The organism is Vibrio sp. 10N.261.55.C5, from assembly GCF_041470505.1.
Taxonomy (GTDB): domain Bacteria; phylum Pseudomonadota; class Gammaproteobacteria; order Enterobacterales; family Vibrionaceae; genus Vibrio; species Vibrio crassostreae_C.
Window position 1 is genome coordinate 20,999 of sequence record NZ_JBFRMS010000002.1, and the last position, 20,841, is coordinate 41,839.

At 46.4% G+C, this 20,841-nt stretch carries 18 protein-coding genes; 1 reads left to right on the forward strand and 17 read right to left on the reverse strand.

The annotated features are described in order from the left end of the window. Positions 1 to 113: 113 nt before the first annotated feature. The 5 genes from AB4263_RS00105 to guaB all read right to left on the reverse strand — a co-directional run bounded on the left by AB4263_RS00105 (position 114) and on the right by guaB (position 8,496). On the reverse strand, positions 114 to 707 hold the full coding sequence (locus AB4263_RS00105; RefSeq protein WP_010440610.1) for an acetate uptake transporter: 594 nt from the start codon (positions 705 to 707) through the stop codon (positions 114 to 116). A 531-nt stretch (positions 708 to 1,238) separates the two neighbouring features. Continuing rightward, positions 1,239 to 2,789 (reverse strand): Na+/H+ antiporter NhaC family protein, encoded by a 1,551-nt coding sequence (locus AB4263_RS00110; RefSeq protein ID WP_065584648.1) that lies wholly within the window; start codon positions 2,787 to 2,789, stop codon positions 1,239 to 1,241. A gap of 274 nt (positions 2,790 to 3,063) precedes the next feature. Beyond that, positions 3,064 to 4,776 (reverse strand): glycoside hydrolase family 19 protein, encoded by a 1,713-nt coding sequence (locus tag AB4263_RS00115; RefSeq protein ID WP_372097118.1) that lies wholly within the window; start codon positions 4,774 to 4,776, stop codon positions 3,064 to 3,066. 324 nt (positions 4,777 to 5,100) lie between these two features. Beyond that, the gene (gene guaA, locus AB4263_RS00120; protein ID WP_017059729.1) at positions 5,101 to 6,654 is read right to left on the reverse strand and encodes a glutamine-hydrolyzing GMP synthase; all 1,554 of its coding nucleotides are present in this window, start codon (positions 6,652 to 6,654) and stop codon (positions 5,101 to 5,103) included. Between the two features lie 378 nt (positions 6,655 to 7,032). After that, positions 7,033 to 8,496, reverse strand: a complete 1,464-nt coding sequence (gene guaB, locus AB4263_RS00125) for an IMP dehydrogenase (protein WP_017062496.1) — start codon at positions 8,494 to 8,496, stop codon at positions 7,033 to 7,035. A 244-nt stretch (positions 8,497 to 8,740) separates the two neighbouring features. Here guaB and xseA point away from each other — a divergent pair, with 244 nt between their 5' ends. Then, positions 8,741 to 10,087 carry an exodeoxyribonuclease VII large subunit gene (xseA, locus tag AB4263_RS00130; protein WP_372097120.1) on the forward strand — a complete coding sequence of 449 codons (1,347 nt, stop codon included), beginning with the start codon at positions 8,741 to 8,743 and terminating at the stop codon, positions 10,085 to 10,087. 93 nt (positions 10,088 to 10,180) lie between these two features. Here xseA and ureG read toward each other — a convergent pair whose 3' ends face one another. From ureG to urtB, 12 genes are all read right to left on the reverse strand, one after another. Next, the gene (gene ureG / locus AB4263_RS00135; protein ID WP_017062498.1) at positions 10,181 to 10,819 is read right to left on the reverse strand and encodes an urease accessory protein UreG; all 639 of its coding nucleotides are present in this window, start codon (positions 10,817 to 10,819) and stop codon (positions 10,181 to 10,183) included. Positions 10,820 to 10,865: 46 nt separating this feature from the next. Continuing rightward, on the reverse strand, positions 10,866 to 11,546 hold the full coding sequence (locus AB4263_RS00140) for an urease accessory protein UreF (RefSeq protein ID WP_065584651.1): 681 nt from the start codon (positions 11,544 to 11,546) through the stop codon (positions 10,866 to 10,868). Between the two features lie 42 nt (positions 11,547 to 11,588). Then, positions 11,589 to 12,185, reverse strand: a complete 597-nt coding sequence (locus tag AB4263_RS00145) for a HupE/UreJ family protein (protein ID WP_017071853.1) — start codon at positions 12,183 to 12,185, stop codon at positions 11,589 to 11,591. Between the two features lie 235 nt (positions 12,186 to 12,420). Further along, on the reverse strand, positions 12,421 to 12,873 hold the full coding sequence (gene ureE / locus AB4263_RS00150; protein ID WP_048614367.1) for an urease accessory protein UreE: 453 nt from the start codon (positions 12,871 to 12,873) through the stop codon (positions 12,421 to 12,423). 77 nt (positions 12,874 to 12,950) lie between these two features. Then, on the reverse strand, positions 12,951 to 14,654 hold the full coding sequence (ureC, locus tag AB4263_RS00155) for an urease subunit alpha (RefSeq protein ID WP_017084416.1): 1,704 nt from the start codon (positions 14,652 to 14,654) through the stop codon (positions 12,951 to 12,953). A gap of 39 nt (positions 14,655 to 14,693) precedes the next feature. After that, positions 14,694 to 15,029: an urease subunit beta gene (locus AB4263_RS00160; protein WP_004735120.1), complete on the reverse strand. Its 336-nt coding sequence runs from the start codon at positions 15,027 to 15,029 to the stop codon at positions 14,694 to 14,696. Positions 15,030 to 15,040: 11 nt separating this feature from the next. Then, a complete protein-coding gene (gene ureA / locus AB4263_RS00165; RefSeq protein ID WP_004735119.1) occupies positions 15,041 to 15,343 on the reverse strand; it encodes an urease subunit gamma in 303 nt (100 codons plus the stop codon). 133 nt (positions 15,344 to 15,476) lie between these two features. Further along, positions 15,477 to 16,424 (reverse strand): urease accessory protein UreD, encoded by a 948-nt coding sequence (locus AB4263_RS00170; RefSeq protein ID WP_372097122.1) that lies wholly within the window; start codon positions 16,422 to 16,424, stop codon positions 15,477 to 15,479. After that, complete coding sequence (gene urtE / locus AB4263_RS00175) at positions 16,421 to 17,116, reverse strand: urea ABC transporter ATP-binding subunit UrtE (protein WP_017062505.1); 696 nt, start codon at positions 17,114 to 17,116, stop codon at positions 16,421 to 16,423. Before urtE ends, AB4263_RS00170 begins: the two co-directional genes overlap by 4 nt. A gap of 1 nt (position 17,117) precedes the next feature. Continuing rightward, positions 17,118 to 17,960, reverse strand: coding sequence for an urea ABC transporter ATP-binding protein UrtD (urtD, locus tag AB4263_RS00180; RefSeq protein ID WP_017056203.1), 843 nt, complete (start codon positions 17,958 to 17,960; stop codon positions 17,118 to 17,120). Then, entirely contained in the window at positions 17,957 to 19,129 is a 1,173-nt protein-coding gene (gene urtC, locus AB4263_RS00185; protein WP_017062507.1) for an urea ABC transporter permease subunit UrtC, read from the reverse strand. Before urtC ends, urtD begins: the two co-directional genes overlap by 4 nt. A 10-nt stretch (positions 19,130 to 19,139) precedes the next feature. Further along, on the reverse strand, positions 19,140 to 20,768 hold the full coding sequence (gene urtB, locus AB4263_RS00190; RefSeq protein WP_372055855.1) for an urea ABC transporter permease subunit UrtB: 1,629 nt from the start codon (positions 20,766 to 20,768) through the stop codon (positions 19,140 to 19,142). Positions 20,769 to 20,841 lie beyond the last annotated feature (73 nt).

A 20,841-nucleotide genomic window follows, 5' to 3' on the forward strand; every position in this document is an offset into this window, starting at 1 on the left:
TAGTGCTATTAATAACGCATAAAAAAGGGGTTAGCTATTTCGGCTAACCCCTTTTGTTTTATTCATAACCAATAAATGGCTTATAACAAACTAACTGTTCCCGAGTTAGAGTATTAAGCAGCGATTTCTTGTGTTGCCATTTGAGGCGCTTTCTTCTCACCGATAGGCAGTACTGTGCGGCCGTATTCGTTGTTGATTACTTGTGCCATTGCAAAGTAGATAGCTGAAGCGCCACAGAAGATACCTTCAAAACCAGCGATAGTGCCGATTAGTTCGCTGCCAGTGAAATCACGAGCTGCAAGTAGGAAGAACAAGATAGTTAGTGAACCGAATACTACTTGCTTCGCCACTGGGTAGCATAGAGAGCCGATGAACATGAAGCCTGTGAAGATGCCCCATAGTAGTAGGTACCAACCCATGAATGCTGCAGGGCTTGCAGGTAGGCCCATGTAAGGCATCACGATTAAACCAACCAAAGACAACCAGAATAGGCCGTAAGAAGTAAACGCAGTTGTACCGAACGTGTCACCACGTTTGAAACACATTGTGCCCACGATAACTTGGCTCAAACCACCGTAAAAAATACCCATAGCAAGAATCATTGAATCGATTGGAAAGAAACCTGCGTTGTGGATATTAAGAAGAATAGTGGTCATACCGAAACCCATTAAGCCTAGTGGCGCTGGGTTAGCTAGTTTGGTCGACATTGCGAATTTACCTTATTAAAGTGGTTAATTAAAAAAAAGCGATAAAAATTATCAGAAAATTTTAATCTATAAACCGTACAACTAGGTAATCCAGTTATCGAAAACTAAGATTGTGTAAATGATCTTATGGAAAATAGGTTTCATAATGAATCTATTCAATTCACCGAAACTATCAATAAACAGGTTCCCTATCACGTTCGTTCCTCACTGTAAGGAATGACGAGTGAGGTAAGTGTTGAGGCAATGAGACAAAGCCTGGTGCTACGTCACTCTAGAATCGAGGGACGGGATATCTGGAATCTACTCTTCGATATGAGCACTTGCGGCACACAAGAGCCCTCTGTCACGTTCGTTACTTACTGTGGGGAATGACGAGTTTTTTTTAGGTACGATAAACGAGATGGGGATGCGAAAAGAGTCTTTAGATTTGAGTAAGCGCCCCCTTAATAGCAAACGTAGGCAACAGATGGCGAGCTTTTCGTTACTCGTTTACTCGCATCCCGTATCTACTCACTCACCTGTTATCTTAAATTATGCTTGTTGAGCTTTAGACTCAGACACTTGAGATTGAACGTCTGAAGAAGCGTTTTTACTCGCATCGCGCTTGGCTAACAACGTCACGACAATCAACTGAGCAACAAGAGCACCTAACACAACCAATGCACTTCCCGTAAAGCCTGCGACTACAAAACTAATCAGAGCAATAGAGCCGTTCATCAATGCGTAAGGAAGCTGCGTCTTAAAGTGTTCAAACTGATCACACCCTGCCCCGGTTGAAGAAAGAATCGTGGTTTCAGAAATCGGTGAGCAATGGTCACCAAACAAGCCACCAGACAACACAGCGCCAATTGCGACGAGAAGGGGAGCATCTATCGCAATCGCGGTTGGAATAACCAATGGCATCATTATCGCGAAGGTTCCCCACGACGATCCCGTTGCGAATGAAATGATAGCCGATAATAAAAACGCGACCGCAGGTACTAACCAATATGGAAAGCCGCTCTGTGCTTGCTCAGCAATATAAGCTGCCGCACCCAACTCTTTACCAACGGTGCTTAATGCCCAAGCCAATACCAAGATGATCGCGACTGGCATCATGTTTCCCATGCCTTTTAAGTACACAGAAACACCATCAGACAACTTTCTTACACCGTAGTAAGCCATTAACGAAATTAATGTAATCGCCGCAAAGAAATAAGCCGATGATAACGCCGCTCTAAATGATGAACCTGCGACCTTTTGGAACGGGAAACCTTGTGGTACCAGCATGGCACACAACACCACCAGCATCACTAACAATGGTGCCCAGACAAAAGATGCCTTTGCATTTTTATGCGAGAACGGATTTAGTGATTCGTTATTCACGCCAGAGTTAATTCCCGCCTGGCAATCACGCTCAGCTTTTGCCATTGGCCCAAAATCTAAACCTTTAACGGACACGAGCGGAACGATGAAAATCGCGAGGAATGCGTAGAACTGAAAAGGAATCGCACCGATGAACGCATCCCAATCGGACATGTTGACATTCAACGCCGTGAACTCTTTCTGAATAAGGCTCATGATATACACGCCCCACCCAATGAAAGGGATAAGAATAGCAACGGGCGACGAGGTTGAATCAATGATGAATGCTAGCTTCTGTCTAGAAAGTTTCAGTTTATCGAAAAGGGGACGAAAAACAGGGCCAACAATTAAAGGGGTGCCTAAGTCTGAGAAAAATATAACGATTCCACCCAACCATGCTGACAATTGAGCTTGGCATTTATTGCTTACCCACTGAGTCACTCGCTTTGCAAACGCGACGCCACCACCGGACTTTTCCATCAATGCGACAAAGCCACCGATGAATACCAACAGCATGATCACACCAGCGTTATAGCTGTCGGTAAGTTGAGGGACTAGGTAACCTTTCACCATGGTACCAAACGTATCAAGCGGGTTAAGTTCGCTAAACATGCCAGTCAGCATTGCAACACCACTCAGCACACCAGCAAAAAGGCCTATCACCACATTCCTTGTCGCCAATGACAACACCAAAGTAATCACAATGGGGATGAGTGACGTGATATCTGTCTGTTCCATAGGTACACCTTAACCCTAAAATAAGAGAATAAATATAAATTAAATTTGAATATAAATTCACAAGCATCATTTGTACAGAACTTTATCCTCTAACTGGATAATTAGTCTTTAAATGCGCTTCAACATAGCCAAATAGACCAATCACCCTGCTTAAATAGCCAAGTTCGAAACGGAAAAAAGCCGAAAGTAGAAACTTTCGGCTTTTGATTATTTATATCGCTATGGTCGTACTACTGAGCTCGTAACTTAGGCCACCTCTTCAGTATTCAGACTATCAATTACAACTAATTTCATCCCAGAACCAATTCGATTGAACTGGGCTTTCCCATACGCCCGGGCCGTTTTTAGCCACGAAGCACTTGCCGTTATGCGTCACTTTGTCGCCATTACTCACTTGGCTAACGCCCGCTTGCCACGTGATAAACACAGATGGGTCAACAACGACAGGTGACTCGGTAACTGGCGGTTCAACTGGTGTTGGGTCTACTGGTTCTGGATCGACAGGGGCAGGATCAACAGGCGTTGGATCTGTCACAACTGGTGGTGTTGGCTCGCCCGCTACTAGTTTCCAAGGGCCACCATTGGCAGGGTCATCCCCTTGTGTCCACCATTTCGCTTCATAGGTTGCGCCGTTATGCGTCACTTGGTCACCCGCGTTGTAAACCTTGGTCGCACTCCAACCATTACCACCCGGATCAGTACCAGGATCTACCGGATCAAGCTTATCGACCACTTTCACTTCAGGCCAGCTCGCATGAGAACCATAAAAGTTAGTCACACACTTATCGTAATCTCCAGCCACCAGCGCGGAATAAGCAGTTTGAAAGCCCACTAGCTCACACTCAAATGAATACCCTTCTGGGCGGTCTGCGTAGTATTTCCAGTTACCATCCCAGTTGGTGTACAACACATCCGTTGCTCCGTTGAGATTCAAGCTTCCGTAAGGCGTTTGCTGCCAACATGTATTGGCTTCATCGGCTTCTACAGGAATTTGATAGTGCGCGGCTAACCCTTCCCAGTAACGAATACGGTTAACGGGTTGGCCTTTGTCTTTGTTCTGCTCGCCACATTCAATACCACCATTGATCACGTTGATTGTGGTACCAAAGCCATAGCCAATACCCGCATCCAATTCACGTTGAGATGGTGTCCATGTTCGGTCAATTACATGCAGCATTGCCGGTTTAGGCGCTTGTGGTGTTAAAAAGAACCAGATAGCAGACGCTAAGTTCAACCAAGAATCCGCCACTAAGCCCGGATTGTTGAGAAGCACCGTCGCATCGCCATCGAACATCACTTCAGAGAACGCGCCGTAATTAAAATGGTAAGAAAGCTGTTTAGCACCACGTCCGAAGTAACCCTGCCCCGCAGCACATGGCCAACGGGCATTCTGCCAATCATTCTGACCACAACCTGTGGTGTAACCTTCTTGGCCTTCAGACCAACCCATTTCGCGAACATGCACCAGCGCTTGCTGCCACTCTTCTAGAGCTAATGGATTATCAGAGGTGTTGCCTATCGCGATGTGCCCACCCGTCTCTTGTGAAAAGTGAGCAAAGGCCGTGATGATGGATTTCTTACAGATGGCATCGGAGTCACGGCCATCGGTGTACTCTCCACAGAACGCTGGGAATTTACCGATCGCACGTAAGAAGCGAGTGTAGGTGTATTCTGGCGCTGCCATCTGAGTGAGGAAGTCCCATTCAGATTGAGGGAACACGCGCTCTACACGCTTTATGTTTTCAGGATTCGAGGGGGAACCGGGTTCAATCGCTTCAACGATTGTATTCGGGCGAGTTTGAAGGGCCTGTGACCAGATCGCATACATAGGATCGGATGTTTTCGCTTGTTCAGCAGCTTGTAGAGCCGACTTTTCAACAAGGTAACCATTCGGGTTTTGCGGATCAGGTTGAATGTTCAAAGACGCATGACTTTGCGCTGCTAATGTGCAGCCCAGTACTGTCGCCAAATATTTGATTTTTAACATGATGTATTCTCTTATCTGTCCTTAATAAGTCCATCAAAGAGTATGCTTCACATGTGGAATGGCCTAGCTGTAGCTGTGTGAATTTATAAAAAGTGCGAGTGATCTTTTTGATACATGGCTCAGCACAACAAAGCGTCTCATGGTTTCTTGAGCTGATATCTAGTTTCCAACTCATTTGGTTTCTAGTTATTGTTCATTTGATTTCGAGGTATTGCTCATAAGCCTTTAATGTAATGAATCAATATAATCAATCGAAAAGAAAAAAGCCCCGAACTGAGTTCGAGGCTTAAGATCTTAATCAAAGCTGGTTAAATCTCTAAGAGATTATTCCCACTCGATAGTTGCTGGTGGCTTACCAGAAATATCGTAAACAACACGTGAAATGCCGTTAACTTCGTTGATAATACGGTTAGAAACCTTACCTAGGAAGTCGTATGGTAGGTGTGCCCAGTGAGCAGTCATGAAGTCGATAGTTTCTACGGCACGTAGAGATACAACCCAATCGTACTTACGGCCATCGCCCATTACGCCAACTGAACGTACTGGTAGGAATACCGTGAATGCTTGAGATACTTTGTGGTAAAGGTCAGCAGCGTGAAGCTCTTCAATGAAAATAGCATCTGCGCGACGCAGTAGATCACAGTACTCTTTCTTGATTTCGCCAAGAACACGAACACCTAGACCAGGACCCGGGAATGGGTGGCGGTAAAGCATGTTGTATGGAAGACCAAGCTCAAGGCCGATCTTACGTACTTCATCTTTAAACAGCTCACGTAGAGGTTCAACAAGACCCATTTCCATATCATCAGGAAGGCCACCAACGTTGTGGTGAGATTTGATTACGTGTGCTTTACCTGTCTTAGATGCTGCAGACTCGATTACGTCTGGGTAGATAGTACCCTGAGCAAGCCATTTAGCATTAGATAGTTTCTTAGACTCTTCATCGAAGATATCTACGAATACGTGACCGATGATTTTACGCTTAGCTTCTGGTTCAGCTTCGCCTTCCAGAGCTTTAAGGAAACGATCTTCTGCATCGACTTTGATGATGTTTAGGCCGAACTGGTCACCAAACATATCCATAACTTGCTCAGCTTCGTTTAGACGAAGAAGGCCGTTATCAACAAATACACATGTTAGTTTGTCGCCGATAGCGCGGTGAGCAAGCATCGCAACTACAGATGAATCAACACCACCAGAAAGACCAAGGATAACTTCGTCGTCACCTACTTGTTCTTTAATACGTGCAACTGCATCTTCAATGATTGAAGCTGAAGTCCACAGACCTTCACAACCACATACGTTAAGAACGAAGTTCTCAAGCATTTTCAGGCCGTTTTTAGTGTGTGTTACTTCTGGGTGGAATTGAACACCGAAGTACTTCTTCTCTTCGTTTGCCATTGCAGCGTATGGGCAAGTGTCTGTTTCAGCGATCTTTGTGAAATCAGCTGGAATCTCAACTACTTTGTCGCCGTGGCTCATCCAAACATCTTGAGTAGACTCAAGGTCAGCGAAAAGTGCAGATTCGCCAGTCACTTGTACCGCTGCGTAGCCGAACTCGCGCTCAGTAGACGTTGCTACTTTACCGCCAAGTTGCTCAGCCATAGTTTGCATGCCGTAGCAGATACCGAATACAGGAACACCTGAATCAAATACGTACTGAGGTGCACGTGGAGAGTTCTCCTCCGTTACACTTTCAGGACCACCAGATAGGATGATGCCGTCTGGATTGAATTCACGAATATCCGCTTCTTCTACGTCCCAGCTCCAAAGTTCACAGTAAACACCGATCTCACGAATACGACGAGCTACTAGCTGTGTGTATTGAGAACCGAAGTCTAGAATTAGAATACGTTGGTCATGAATATTTTTAGTCATTGTAAGCAGTCTTATTGGCTATGTGATAAAATGGAGGTGAGTTTACTCACCTCTGATTAACTCTTCAAGAAATAAAGCAAACGTTTTCGTTAGATATCTTTAACCACGTGTTTTGAGACAATCGGACTTTTAACAAAACAGGCGGTAGATATAATACCAATCACAGTAAGTAAGTGTTCAGGAATAGCGTAGGAAAAAAGCCTGAGAACGAGGCAGCTCTATTCGACAAAGAGTTCTGATAAGTAGTTATTCTACAATCAAAAATTCTAACGAAGTTATCGAGGTTTTTAACAAGCTAGGATGACCAGTTATTTACTACGATTGGTATATTAATGTGCCGACTAAATCAGCACATTATTCAAACGTTTGGACGTATTATTAACCTAAACGGTAGTTAGGTGCTTCTTTCGTGATTTGAACATCGTGTACGTGAGATTCTTTCATGCCCGCACCAGAGATACGAACAAACTCAGCTTTAGTACGCATGTCTTCAACAGTTGCAGAACCCGTTAGGCCCATGCTTGAGCGTAGACCGCCCATCTGTTGGTGAACGATCTCTTTTAGACGACCTTTGTATGCGATACGACCTTCAATACCTTCTGGAACAAGCTTGTCTGCAGCGTTGTCAGATTGGAAGTAACGGTCAGAAGAACCTTGAGACATAGCGCCAAGAGAACCCATACCACGGTAAGACTTGTAAGAACGACCGTTGTAAAGAATAACTTCACCCGGTGCTTCTTCAGTACCCGCGAACATTGAACCAACCATCACACAAGATGCGCCAGCAACGATAGCTTTACAGATATCGCCAGAGAAGCGGATACCGCCATCTGCGATTACTGGAATACCGTATTCGTTAGCTACTTCAGCTGCGTCTGCGATTGCTGTTACTTGAGGAACACCAACACCAGTAACGATACGAGTCGTACAGATTGAACCCGGGCCGATACCTACTTTAACCGCACTAACACCCGCTTCGATAAGAGCACGAGCGCCAGCGCCAGTTGCTACGTTACCACCGATGATTTGTAGATCAGGGTATGCAGCGCGAGTTTCGCGGATACGGTTAAGTACGCCTTCAGAGTGACCGTGTGAAGAGTCGATAAGTAGAACGTCTACGCCAGCTTCAACTAGAGCAGCAACGCGCTCTTCGTTACCAGCGCCAGCACCAACAGCTGCACCTACACGTAGGCTGCCGCGCTCATCTTTACATGCGTTTGGTTTACGTTCTGCTTTGTGGAAATCTTTTGCAGTGATCATTCCAGTCAGTTGGAAGTCATCATTTACAACAAGAACTTTTTCAACACGCGCTTCGTGCATTTTCTCTTGAACTTCTTCACGAGTTGCACCTTCTTTAACAGAAGCAAGGCGAGCTTTAGGCGTCATTACTACATCAACTTTCTTAGAAAGGTCAGTAACAAAGCGAACGTCACGGCCAGTAATGATACCAACCAATTCGTTTGTTTCAGTAACAACAGGGAAACCGGCGAAGCCGTGTTTTTGAGTAAGGGCTACAACATCAGCGATTGTCGCGTCAGGGCTTACAGTTACTGGGTGAGAAACCACACCAGCTTCGTAAATTTTAACCTGGCGAACCATTTCAGCTTGCTGCTCGATTGACATATTCTTATGAATAAAGCCAATACCACCTTCTTGCGCAAGGGCAATTGCTAGGCGTGCTTCCGTAACAGTATCCATCGATGCAGAGATCATTGGGATGTTTAAAGAAATGTTTTTCGTTAACTGAGTGCGAAGATCAGCTGTGTTCGGAAGAACGGTTGAGTGTGCTGGGACGAGTAAAACGTCATCAAAAGTTAAAGCTTCTTTTGCGATTCGTAGCATTTGCAATATCTCACAACAAAGGTGTTAAAAGGAGTAAACCCAACTTTATCGTTTCGCATAATAAAGTGATTTGGATTTGATATTGCAGACGGATTATACGCACGGCGAAATCGCTTGGCTACACATTTTTGTATTTTTAATTTGCATTTACCCCCTTGCTATGTATTATATTGCCGCTATCTTCCATACTCACGCCCTGTGAGATTCCAAGAAAGACCTTCCTTCAAGGAAAGATAGTGCTTCTATGACTAATCCAAACATCTTTACTGTTTCTCGCCTCAACTCAGAGGTTCGTCTCCTATTAGAAAACGAAATGGGAATAGTCTGGCTCGTTGGTGAAATCTCAAACTTCTCTGCACCTGTCTCTGGTCACTGGTACCTCACGCTAAAAGACTCTCGCGCTCAAGTTAAATGCGCCATGTTTCGTGGCAATAACCGCCGTGTGACCTTTAAGCCTCAGAACGGCAATCAAGTTTTAGTCAAAGCTCGCCTATCTCTTTACGAGCCACGCGGTGACTACCAACTGATCATCGAAAGCATGCAGCCAGAGGGTGACGGTAAACTTCAGCAAGAATTTGAAAAGCTGAAGATGAACCTTGCCGCAGAAGGACTGTTTGCTCAATCAAGTAAGCAAGCTCTTCCTGAACACCCAAAACGTGTTGGCGTTATCACATCTAAAACCGGTGCAGCGCTGTTTGATATTCTTGATGTACTAAAAAGGCGCGATCCTTCGCTACCGGTTGTGGTTTACCCGACCATGGTTCAAGGCGAAGAGGCGGCGATTCAGATTGCCCAAGCGATTGGACGCGCTAACGAACGCAATGAATGTGATGTGTTAATCGTCGGCCGTGGTGGCGGCTCACTGGAAGACCTATGGTGCTTCAATAACGAGATCGTAGCTCGCACAATCGCAGCAAGCCAAATCCCGATTATCAGCGCCGTTGGCCACGAAGTGGATGTCACTATCGCTGATTTCGTTGCCGATATGCGTGCCCCAACGCCATCAGCTGCCGCAGAATTGGTTAGCCGTGACAACAGTCATAAAGAGCAAGCTTATGCCTCTAAACGTGCTCGCTTGGTGAGTGCGATTCGTCATGTGTTAATCAAACAAGCACAATCCACTCAAACGTTAAAATACCGCTTGGAGAAACAACACCCTAGCTACCAACTTCAAAAGCAGAGTCAGCAGCTTGATGACCTAGATATGCGTTTGCGTCGTGGTATGACTCAATACCTAAAACAGCATGCACAGCGTGTTGAACGTAAACAGCACCAGCTTCAATTGAACTCGCCAGTGAAACGCCTTGGCGAACAGAAACTGCATCTGCAACGTTCAGAGCAAAAGCTATTGGATGCAATGGACAAGACATTACTAACCACTCGCCACCAGCTCGCTATGGCTGCAGAGAAGTTAGAGACCGTTAGTCCACTGGCAACCCTAAAGCGTGGCTACAGCATTACTCATTCCGCATCGAGCAAGACAGTATCATCAATTAACGATGTCGAAGTCGGTGAAGTGATCACCACTCAAGTTGAAGACGGTGTGATTGAGTCGCAAGTGACCACAAGAGTGACTAAGAGCGAGCTTTAAGTTCGACCTAACGTTTCAAACCAGAAAGCCCTATCGATAATCGACAGGGCTTTTTAGTATCTAACGCTTTCAAAAAACTAACCTATTCCAACCCTACTCAGTAGTAGAAGGCTCCTTCATGGTTAGCATCCCTTCAGTCACAATAAAGTTGATGATGAAGTCTAGCCCTTGGCTCTCTTTGAGGTTGGTGAACACGTATGGCTTGGTTGGACGCATGCGTTGTGTGTCTTGCTCCATCACCTCAAGTGACGCACCCACATATGGTGCTAAATCGATCTTATTGATAACCAGCAGATCAGAACGCGTAATACCCGGTCCGCCTTTACGTGGGATCTTCTCCCCTTCCGCTACATCAATCACGTAGATGGTAAGATCGGCTAATTCAGGGCTGAACGTCGCACTCAAGTTATCACCGCCACTTTCGACGAATACCACATCGAGGTTCTTATGCAGCTTGGCAAGCTCTTCTACCGCAGCTAAGTTCATCGACGCATCTTCACGGATCGCCGTGTGCGGACAGCCACCCGTTTCAACACCAATAATACGATCTGGTTCTAGAGCCTCTGCTCGCGTAAGTATCTTGGCATCTTCTTGAGTGTAGATGTCGTTGGTTACCACTGCGATATTGAGCTTGTCGCGAATCGCTTTACAAAGCACTTCTAATAGCGCTGTTTTACCAGACCCTACCGGGCCGCCAATACCAATTCGAAGTGGTTGCTTATAACTTTCCATTGTCTACTTCCTTATATTCTTTTTGCTACATCGTTCGCGCTAACCGCTACGAACGAAATAGTCGTGTGTATTGTGTTTCGTGCAATGAACTCGCTAATGCCATCGAAGGCGAAAAGCTGCCTATCATCCAATCTTCTATCGTGCGGGCCTTTTCGATCACCTCAGGAAAGGTGTTGGTGATATTAATCAATGCCAACTGACCATCGGTTTGACCTAAAGGCACTAACTTGACCCCTGCGGTAACGATGTTTTCAAGCCAACTCCATAAATAACCCTGCTTGAGGCTCTCTAAATCAATACCCCAATGCTGAGCCGCCATACACATGCCCAACAATTGGTTTGGATGACTATCAACAGAATCCACCAGCGAAATATCGATATCCAAGCGCTTCAACAAGGTGTTCAATGCATGCCCACGCTGCTTTTCTTCCGCTCGCAATTCACTGGTTTCACGGCTTGAGTATAAGTAGTTACACCAATGCTCAATCTCATCGATTTCACCCTTTTCTAGCGCGTGATAAAGACGCTCTAAGATAGGTAATTCCAAAGTTGCGACACTGGAACTGACGATGGTATTAAGCCACTGTTCCATGCTGTTGCGATCGGTCACCCACCCCGCTTCAACCGCTAACTCTAAGCCTTGCGAATAAGTGAACCCACCAATCGGCAACGATGGACTGATCAATTGAAACAGACGATAGACGGCTACATTTTCTGTTGTGGTCATAATCGTGCCCTCAGTCTTCCAGAATCAAATAAGTTCGAGAGCCTACGCGCCTAACAGCAATAGTGCGCTTGCTGAAGCCACGCCGACTGACAACCATTTAGAGTAAACCGCGCGGCCAACAAAAGTACCGATAACCATCAGAGCCAAAGCACTGATACTCATGCCTGTTGCGAACTGAGTCAGGTTGCTCGCGGCTTCAACGCCGTGTGCGTAACCATGGAAAAACAACATAGCAATCGAAGCAACTAATACGCTGTTTACACGCTTGGTTGATGGTGAGAATACATGCCATAAACATAAGCTGACGACAAACAGAGAAGCGATAATGGCAGGCTCAACAATCACAGAGAAACCTAGGGCTTGGCCTGCGATAAGCCCTACCACTAAAGACACCAACCCACCGCCAATCAAAGCGGCTTTTATCTTGCTTGAAAACGACAGTGCGCCAATTAACAAACCGAAAGCAATCAGCATGATCAGGTGATCCATGCCAGTCACAGGGTGAGTTAAGCCAGACATAAACGAGTGAGACTCATGAACTGAATGCGCCCCATGTCCCGGGTGAGCGAAAGCCATCGTTGATGTTGTTAGAGAAGCTATTGTGAAAGTGCATAAGCCTGCAGCTGTTTTAAAGTTCATCGCGAGTTCCTTGCTTTATACCAATCGTAGTAAATAATTGCTCACCCTAGCTTGCTAAAATGCTCGATAACTGCGTTATAATTTTTGATTGTAGAATAACTACTTATCGAAAAATTATGCCTTGTTCTCAAGCCTTTTTTCTGCGCTATTGTTGATCACTTACTTACTGTGATTGGTATTATTGTTATTAATATCGTTGTTATATAAATCGTTTAGTGAGTCATCAATGACTCGATTAATGATGGTGATGATGTCCACCAGAGCGACCGCCATAAGCACCGCCTTCTGGTTCAAACGGTTGTTTCTCAGTGGTCACTTTCGCGCCTAAGCCTTCAACCATTTCATCTAAAACATGGTCGTGTTGGTAACGAACCCAACCCGCTTCCACTTGCAGCGGAACATGACGGTTGCCAAGGTGATACGCCACTCGCGTTAGCAAGTGTGGGTCTTCACAATAAACAGTCGAAACAGTTTCCGGTGCCGCTTTCACTTCTACGACTAAACCACATTCACTTGAGAGTTGTTCGCCGCCACGCAAGATATGACCTCGTGGTAGAAACAGCCCTGCATTGCGCCCGTCATCTAGCATCACCTTAAGGCGGCTTTTGATGCGACTATCGATCGGCAGGCTCAAATAGCCGTCCGGTGCATTTTGTATTTGAGTATTCAGTTGAGTCAGTTCAATCATGCTATTACCTCAATCTCCTTGTGAGATTTATAACGTTCAAAATAGGGTCACTAAAATAAGATTCTTTAGTCAAAGGCTTAGAATAGAAAGTACCGCTGAGCCATTGGCAGCTCTTCAGCAGGCTCACACGTGAGTAGTTCACCATCGGCGCGCACTTGGTACGTCTGAGAGTCGACTTCAATCTTCGGCATCCAATCATTGAGCTTCATGTCGGCTTTGCTGATGTTTCGGCAGTTGCTCACAACACCAATCAAGCTCTGCAGACCCAATTGCTTGTCGATGTTCTGCGCCTTGGCTTCTTTAGAGACAAACAGCATTGATGTGTTCTGACACGCCTTGCCGTAGCTACCAAACATCGAGCGATAGTGAACTGGCTGAGGTGTTGGGATTGAAGCGTTTGGGTCACCCATCGGTGCCATGGCAATCATGCCACCTTTCAAAATCACGCTGGGCTTCACACCAAAAAAAGCGGGCTTCCACAACACTAGATCAGCTAACTTCCCTGCTTCGATAGAACCGATTTCATGAGACATGCCATGCGTGATAGCAGGGTTGATGGTGTACTTAGCGACATAACGTCTTAAACGAAAGTTATCGCTGTAATCAGAATCTTCTTTTAGGCTGCCACGCTGAACTTTCATCTTGTGCGCGGTTTGCCAAGTTCGAGTTATTACTTCACCCACTCGCCCCATAGCTTGTGAATCCGAAGCGATCATCGAGAACGCGCCTAAGTCATGAAGAATGTCTTCTGCGGCAATGGTTTCACGGCGAATACGCGATTCGGCGAACGCGACATCTTCAGCAATCGATGGTGAAAGGTGATGACACACCATCAACATATCCAAATGCTCATCGACGGTATTGATAGTGTAAGGACGTGTCGGGTTAGTTGAGGAAGGCAGAACGTTCGGTTCACCTGCTGCGCGAATAATATCGGGAGCATGACCACCGCCCGCACCTTCAGTGTGGTAGGTATGAATCACTCGGTCGCCAATTGCGCCAAGTGTTGATTCAACAAAACCAGATTCATTCAGAGTGTCGGTATGAATCGCAACTTGTACGTCCATCTCGTCAGCCACACTCAAACAGGTATCGATTGAAGCGGGAGTGGTTCCCCAGTCTTCGTGTAACTTCAAACCCACCGCGCCTGCCGCTACTTGCTCACGTAGTGCTTCTGGCTGACTGGCATTGCCTTTGCCTAACAAACCAAAGTTCATCGGGAATTGATCGAGTGACTCTAGCATGCGGTGCATGTTCCAAGGCCCCGGTGTGCATGTGGTCGCGTTAGTACCTGTGTTTGGCCCCGTGCCACCGCCGATCATGGTTGTCACACCTGACGCCAGTGCTTCTTCAATCTGTTGTGGGCAAATAAAATGAATGTGTGAATCAATACCACCAGCAGTCAAGATTGAACCTTCGCCTGCTAAAATTTCCGTGCCCGGGCCAATCACAATATCAACGCCCGGTTGAACATCTGGGTTGCCCGCTTTGCCCAATGCCTGAACTCGACCATCTTTGACTGCGACATCGGCTTTTACGATGCCCCAGTAATCCAACACAATCGCGTTAGTGATCACCAAATCTGGAGTTTCGGCACTTGGACGTTGGCTTTGTCCTTGCCCATCGCGAATCACTTTACCTCCGCCGAACTTCACTTCGTCACCGTATACGGTGTAATCTTTTTCAACTTCTAGCCATAAATCAGTGTCAGCAAGACGCACTCGGTCACCGACTGTTGGCCCAAACATTTCGGCATAAGCCTGTCTGGATATCGTCGCCATGTTCAATCCTTTGTTGTTTTCATTATTCCGTGGGAGCGCTTAGAGCTTGCCCATCACCTTTCCTTGGAAGCCATAGATCTCTAACTTACCGGCGTAACGCACTAACTCGACGCTACGCGACTGACCCGGCTCAAAGCGAGTTGCAGTACCCGCAGGAATATTGAGTCGAAAACCTTTAGTGGCTTCTCGGTCAAAGATCAGTGATGGATTTGCTTCATAGAAGTGGTAATGAGAGCCAATTTGGACAGGACGATCGCCAATGTTTTGTACCTTAACGGACGTTGTGTCTCGGCCTTCATTGAGAGTGATGTCACCCGGTGCGGTTTCTACTTTTCCGGGAACGAATCCTGAGTATTGTTTTGTGGAACCAGCCATATTACTTCTCCCTACACGATAGGTTCATGAACGGTCACCAACTTGGTGCCATCGGGAAAAGTCGCTTCGACTTGTACATCTGGGATCATGGAAGGGATCCCCTCCATAACGTCATCGACGGTAAGCAGTGTGCGTCCAAAATCCATCAATTCCGAAACGGTTTTCCCCTCACGGGCACCTTCAAGAATGGCACTGCTGATCAGAGCAATAGATTCTGGGTAGTTGAGTTTTAAGCCTTTCTGTTTACGCTGCTGTGCCAGCATTCCTGCGCAGAAGATAAGTAGCTTATCTTTTTCTCTTGGTGTTAATTCCATTTAGCTGCCCGCTGTTAGTGTTGTTTTCTTAGTGCTCAGAAACGCATGAGCAGTAAGTGGGATTCAATCACAGCAAGCTTGAAAAAATGTACCGAGGGCCGGAAGTCGCCCTCGGTACAAATAGGGCTAATCGCTAAGTCGCCCAAATCCTTGGTAAATCAGGAGTCGTACCACATAAATGAGAGCGAGTTGCTTGCCATATCTGACCAAAGGCCTGGAGGATGTCTTCACTCCAATAACCCAAGGCTCGCACCACAATCAATCCTTCTATCTGTGTCGCACCCAATATTAATGTGGGTTCACTCGACGTTTTTGGTGTAACTGATTGCTGTGAAGCTTGCTGTGTAATAGATAAGAGCAAGCTCTGTACCAACTCTAAATCTTGCTTCTCATTTGAGGTGAGATAAAAGGTACCCATCATTGAATAATCAAGTAACCCCATATTTATCATTAACTTATCGCCACCATGAAAATTAAAGCCTTCAGTCAGAAGCCTTTGATTATCAAGATAGATTTCTGTTTTCCCAACGAGATGACCATGCTCGAATCCCTCATTCTGTGCAGGGCGTCCAAAACAGTGCATCTCCCAACCCCAAAACTGTGCACCCTTTTCTAGGCGAATTTCAGTATCTAAACGAACGTGTGCATTCGGGAAAAAGATGTTCTCTTGCGGCATCCATTCCAAGCGTGCATCTTTCTTCACTCGTAGGGTCTGCTTCTGCTTGGCGTACTTGTTGTTTGAGCGATAAAACTTGGTGGCACCGGGTGTGGTAATCAACGCGTGAGCACCGTGCTCAAGATTCACGTTAATATTGAGAGTGTCACCACCTACCACTCCGCCGGGGGGATGGAGTAAGTAGGTGTGACACGTTTCCCCATCAGGATACAGGGGGCGTTGCACCGCAAGCGGACCAGACTGCTGACGATTCTTTAATACGGTTTTATCACCTCGATCGACAAAGGTGAGGTTTAAACTCGCTTGCCAACCATCACGAATATCTTGTTCGATGGTCTCATTCAAAGATAAAGCTTCTACTAAAGAAGCCTTGCTTACTTCATTCGGAGAAAAGAGAGAATTCATACGGTTAGGTACTCCTTTATCAAGGACTCATCGAGCCCTGTCATTTCACCTTCTGCCACTTGGCGTCCACGGTCGATAATGCAAAAACGGTCACCGACCTTTCTTGCAAACGGCAGCTTCTGTTCAACCAACAGAACCGTGAGCCCCATTTTCTCGTTGAGCATGCGAATGATGTCGCCAATCTCTTGCACAATATTGGGTTGAATACCCTCCGTCGGCTCATCCAAGATCAATAGCTTTGGATTAACCACCAGCGCACGCCCAATCGCTAGCTGTTGCTGCTGGCCACCCGATAAATCACCACCGCGACGATGTAGCATCTCTTTTAACACTGGGAAAATATCGAAGATGAATTCAGGGATCTTGCGGTCACCCTTTTTACGAATCGGTAAACCGACCTCTAGATTTTCTTGAACAGTGAGCATTGGGAAGATCTGGCGACCTTGCGGTACATAGCCGATCCCTTGGCGTGGACGGTCCTCGGCATCGGTTTTCAAAAGTGACTCACCCGATAAGGAGATGTCACCGCTTTCAACCTTCACCAACCCCATAATGCATTGCAGTAAGGTGGTTTTACCGACACCATTTCGCCCCATTAGCACCGTGCATTTACCTTCTGGGATCTGCATATCCAAATCCCACAGCGTGTGGCTCTCACCGTAATATTGATTAACTGATTTAACCTCTAGCATCCTATTCTCCGAGATAAACTTGTTTAACTTCAGGGTGAGCCTGCACTTGATCCATAGTGCCTTCAGCCAACACATGACCTTGATGAAGCACGGTGACATGGCTGGCGATAGAACGAACGAAATCCATATCGTGTTCAACGACCACAACCGAGTGCTTACCTGCCAGTGAGTTAAGTAACTCAGAGGTGCGATCCATTTCTTGGTGAGTCATACCTGCCACGGGTTCATCCACCAGCAATAGCCTAGGGTTTTGCATCAATAACATGCCTATCTCTAACCACTGTTTCTGACCGTGAGACAGGTTACCTGCCAAATTCGCCGCTTCGTCTTTTAAATGAATCAGCTCAAGTACCGAGGTCAATTTGTCTTTCTGTTCACCAGACATCACAGCGGTGAACGTCGCCCACACTGAGCGGTCACCGGCCATGGCTAATTCAAGGTTCTGCCACACAGTTAAACACTCAATCACGGTCGGTTTTTGGAATTTACGCCCAACGCCTGCATTGGCGATTTCGGCTTCGTTCATCTTCAATAAGTTGATGTTCGAACCCAACCACACCTCGCCGGTGTCTGGCTTAGTTTTACCTGTGATAATGTCCATCATGGTGGTTTTACCTGCGCCATTAGGACCTATGATACAGCGTAGCTCTCCCTCTTTGATGTAGAGGTTGAGGTCGTTTATCGCTTGGAAACCATCGAAGCTTTTGTTGACGCCTTCGACATACAACAGCACGTTATGTCGAGTATCGATGGCAGGATGAATATCGGGTTTGAGGTAATCAAAGACTTCGTCTCGACGAGTGAACGCCTGAACCGATTCCTTTACGCTATTAAATGTGGTCATGCGATCACCTCCTTGGCCTTGTGCTGATCATCCTTATCTTTATCTTGGTTTTTCCCATTTGATGCCTTGCGCAGCTGCTGCCACTTTTCACTGACAAAGCCAATCACACCTTGTGGGAAGTACATGGTTGAGAGTACGAATAGTCCACCCAGAGCAAACAGCCACACCTCCGGGAACTCAACCGTAAACCAACTCTTGGCGTAGTTGATGATCAATGCACCGACAATGGCACCAAACAGAGTGGCACGACCGCCTAAGGCTACCCAAACCACAATCTCAATCGAGTTAAGAGGAGCAAATTCTCCCGGATTGATAATACCCACTTGAGGGACATATAAAGCCCCGGCAATACCGGCGATAACCGCAGAAAGAACGAAGACCCACAGCTTGATGCCATCGACGTCATAGCCCATAAAGCGAGTGCGTGATTCCGTATCACGAATCGCTAATGCCACACGACCTAATCGACTGGTCACCACCATGCGACAAGCTATGTAGCTGAGAATAAGCGCAATACCAGTCGCGACAAACAGACCTATCTTGACCGCATCACTCTGCAAACTCAGACCGATGATGTCTTTGAAATCCGTCAGTCCGTTGTTGCCACCAAAGCCCATTTCGTTGCGGAAAAATGCCAGCATCAATGCGTAAGTTAATGCCTGAGTCATGATAGAAAGATACACCCCGGACACACGAGAGCGGAAAGCTAAATAACCGAACAAGTAAGCCAATGCGCCCGGCACTAGCACCACCATCAGGCAAGCAAACCAGAACTGGTCAAAGCCCTGCCAGAACCACGGCAACGCAGACCAATCAAGGAACACCATGAAATCTGGTAAGACTGGATCACCATAAACCCCACGGTCACCAATCTGACGCATCAAGTACATGCCCATCGCATAACCACCAAGCGCAAAGAAAGCACCGTGGCCAAGGCTCAAGATTCCGAGATAGCCCCACACCAGATCGAGCGCCAACGCCAACATTGCGTAGCTCAGATATTTGCCCATCAGCGAGATAGTAAAAGTCTCTACATGGAGCGGGTGCCCACTTGGTAACATGGTGTTAGCCAGTGGGATAAGAATAACGGCCGCTAGAATGGCAAGGATGGTCAGTTGGCCACCTTTGTCACCACGCATTGCCGAAAGTACAAATGATTTTGACTGCATGATGTTGTCCTTAACCTTCAGCCGCACGACCACGTTGCGGGAAGAGTCCGCGTGGGCGTTTTTGAATAAATAGAATGATGAAAACCAGTACCAGAATCTTGGCGAGAACCGCACCAGCCCATGGTTCTAAAATTTTATTGAACAGACCAAGGCTTAAGCCTGCGACTAGCGTGCCCCATAGGTTACCAACACCGCCGAATACCACCACCATGAATGAGTCGATGATGTACGCCTGTCCCATATTAGGGCCAACGTTGGTCAGTTGAGACAGTGCCACGCCTGCAACACCCGCAACGCCAGAGCCTAAACCGAAGGTCATCGCATCAACTCGCTCTGAACGAATACCCATCGCACGAGCCATGCCACGGTTTTGAGAAACCGCACGAACCTGCAAACCTAGTGGTGTCTTTTTCAGAACCATTAATAAGCCCATAAACACCAAACCACAGAAGAGAATGATGTAAAGGCGGTTGTAGGTCAGGGACAACATTGGGTTTAATTGAAGTGCTCCAGACATCCATTCAGGCGTGCTCACTGAGCGGTTCAAAGGAGAGAAAATAGAACGAACAGCCTGCTGCAAGATTAAGCTAATACCAAAGGTCGCGAGTAAGGTTTCCAATGGGCGACCATAAAGATGACGAATCACACTTCGCTCAATCGCAATGCCCACTAAGCCAGAAACAATGAATGCCGCTGGAATGGAAAGTATCAGCGCTAGGCCAATATGATTCGGCATCAACAACTGCAATACGTAGGTGGTGTAAGCGCCAATCATGATCAGCTCGCCATGAGCCATGTTGATAACGCCCATCACACCAAAGGTAATCGCTAAGCCAATGCCTGCCAGTACCAATACCGAGCCTAAACTCAAACCGAAGAATACTGTTTCTACACCCGAATAGAGTGCTTGGCTTTGTTGATAGCTATCCATCGCACGTTCTGCTGCAGCGGTAATGCTTGGATCTTGCTCACTGTTCAGTAGTTGGTTCAGTGTTTTCAGAACGACCGAGTGTTTGAAGTCGCCAACTCGTTCAATTGAAGCCACACGATCTTCAATGGTGGCACTGTTATTAAGAGAAGTGGCAATCGCTAACGACAAATCCATTAGCTCAGCTACTTTGCCATCTGATTCATTGGCTCTGAGTTCAGTTAGTCGTTCGATAATGTCAGCGTCTTTGGTTCCTAACAAATCCAAAACCGCCTTATAACGCACATCAGGGTTGCCGCTGTTCAGTCCAATCGAGGCTATTTCCCCGCGTAATATCCCGCGAAGTTTGTTATTCACACGAACCTTTTTAAACTGTCTCGCATTCTCGATATTAAGCGTTGAATCATCCCATACTGACTGAGCTGACGTCGCTGTTTTGATACTTTGAATGAGGTAGAGCTGTTTGTACTGCTCGCTCTGTTTCTCATTGAAGTAGTAAAGGTTTCCGTTTAACCAGCCATCTAAAATAGCTTTCGACACGTCTTCCGTTTGCGTCTCAATCACCCAATCGATAGCTAATTCTTTATCCGATGTTTTCTTACCAACTAGCGCCTTGGTAAAGCTAGCTTCATCCGTTATTCCAGCAAAAGCCAACTGAGCACTGACTGCCATGAGCAACAGCGCTTTAAATACGTTTAATACGTTTTTCATCCCTGCTTCCTTAACCAACCAAGTTAGATATTGTTATTTTTACTTGGAGGATGTGTGGATAGTGGTTGTTACC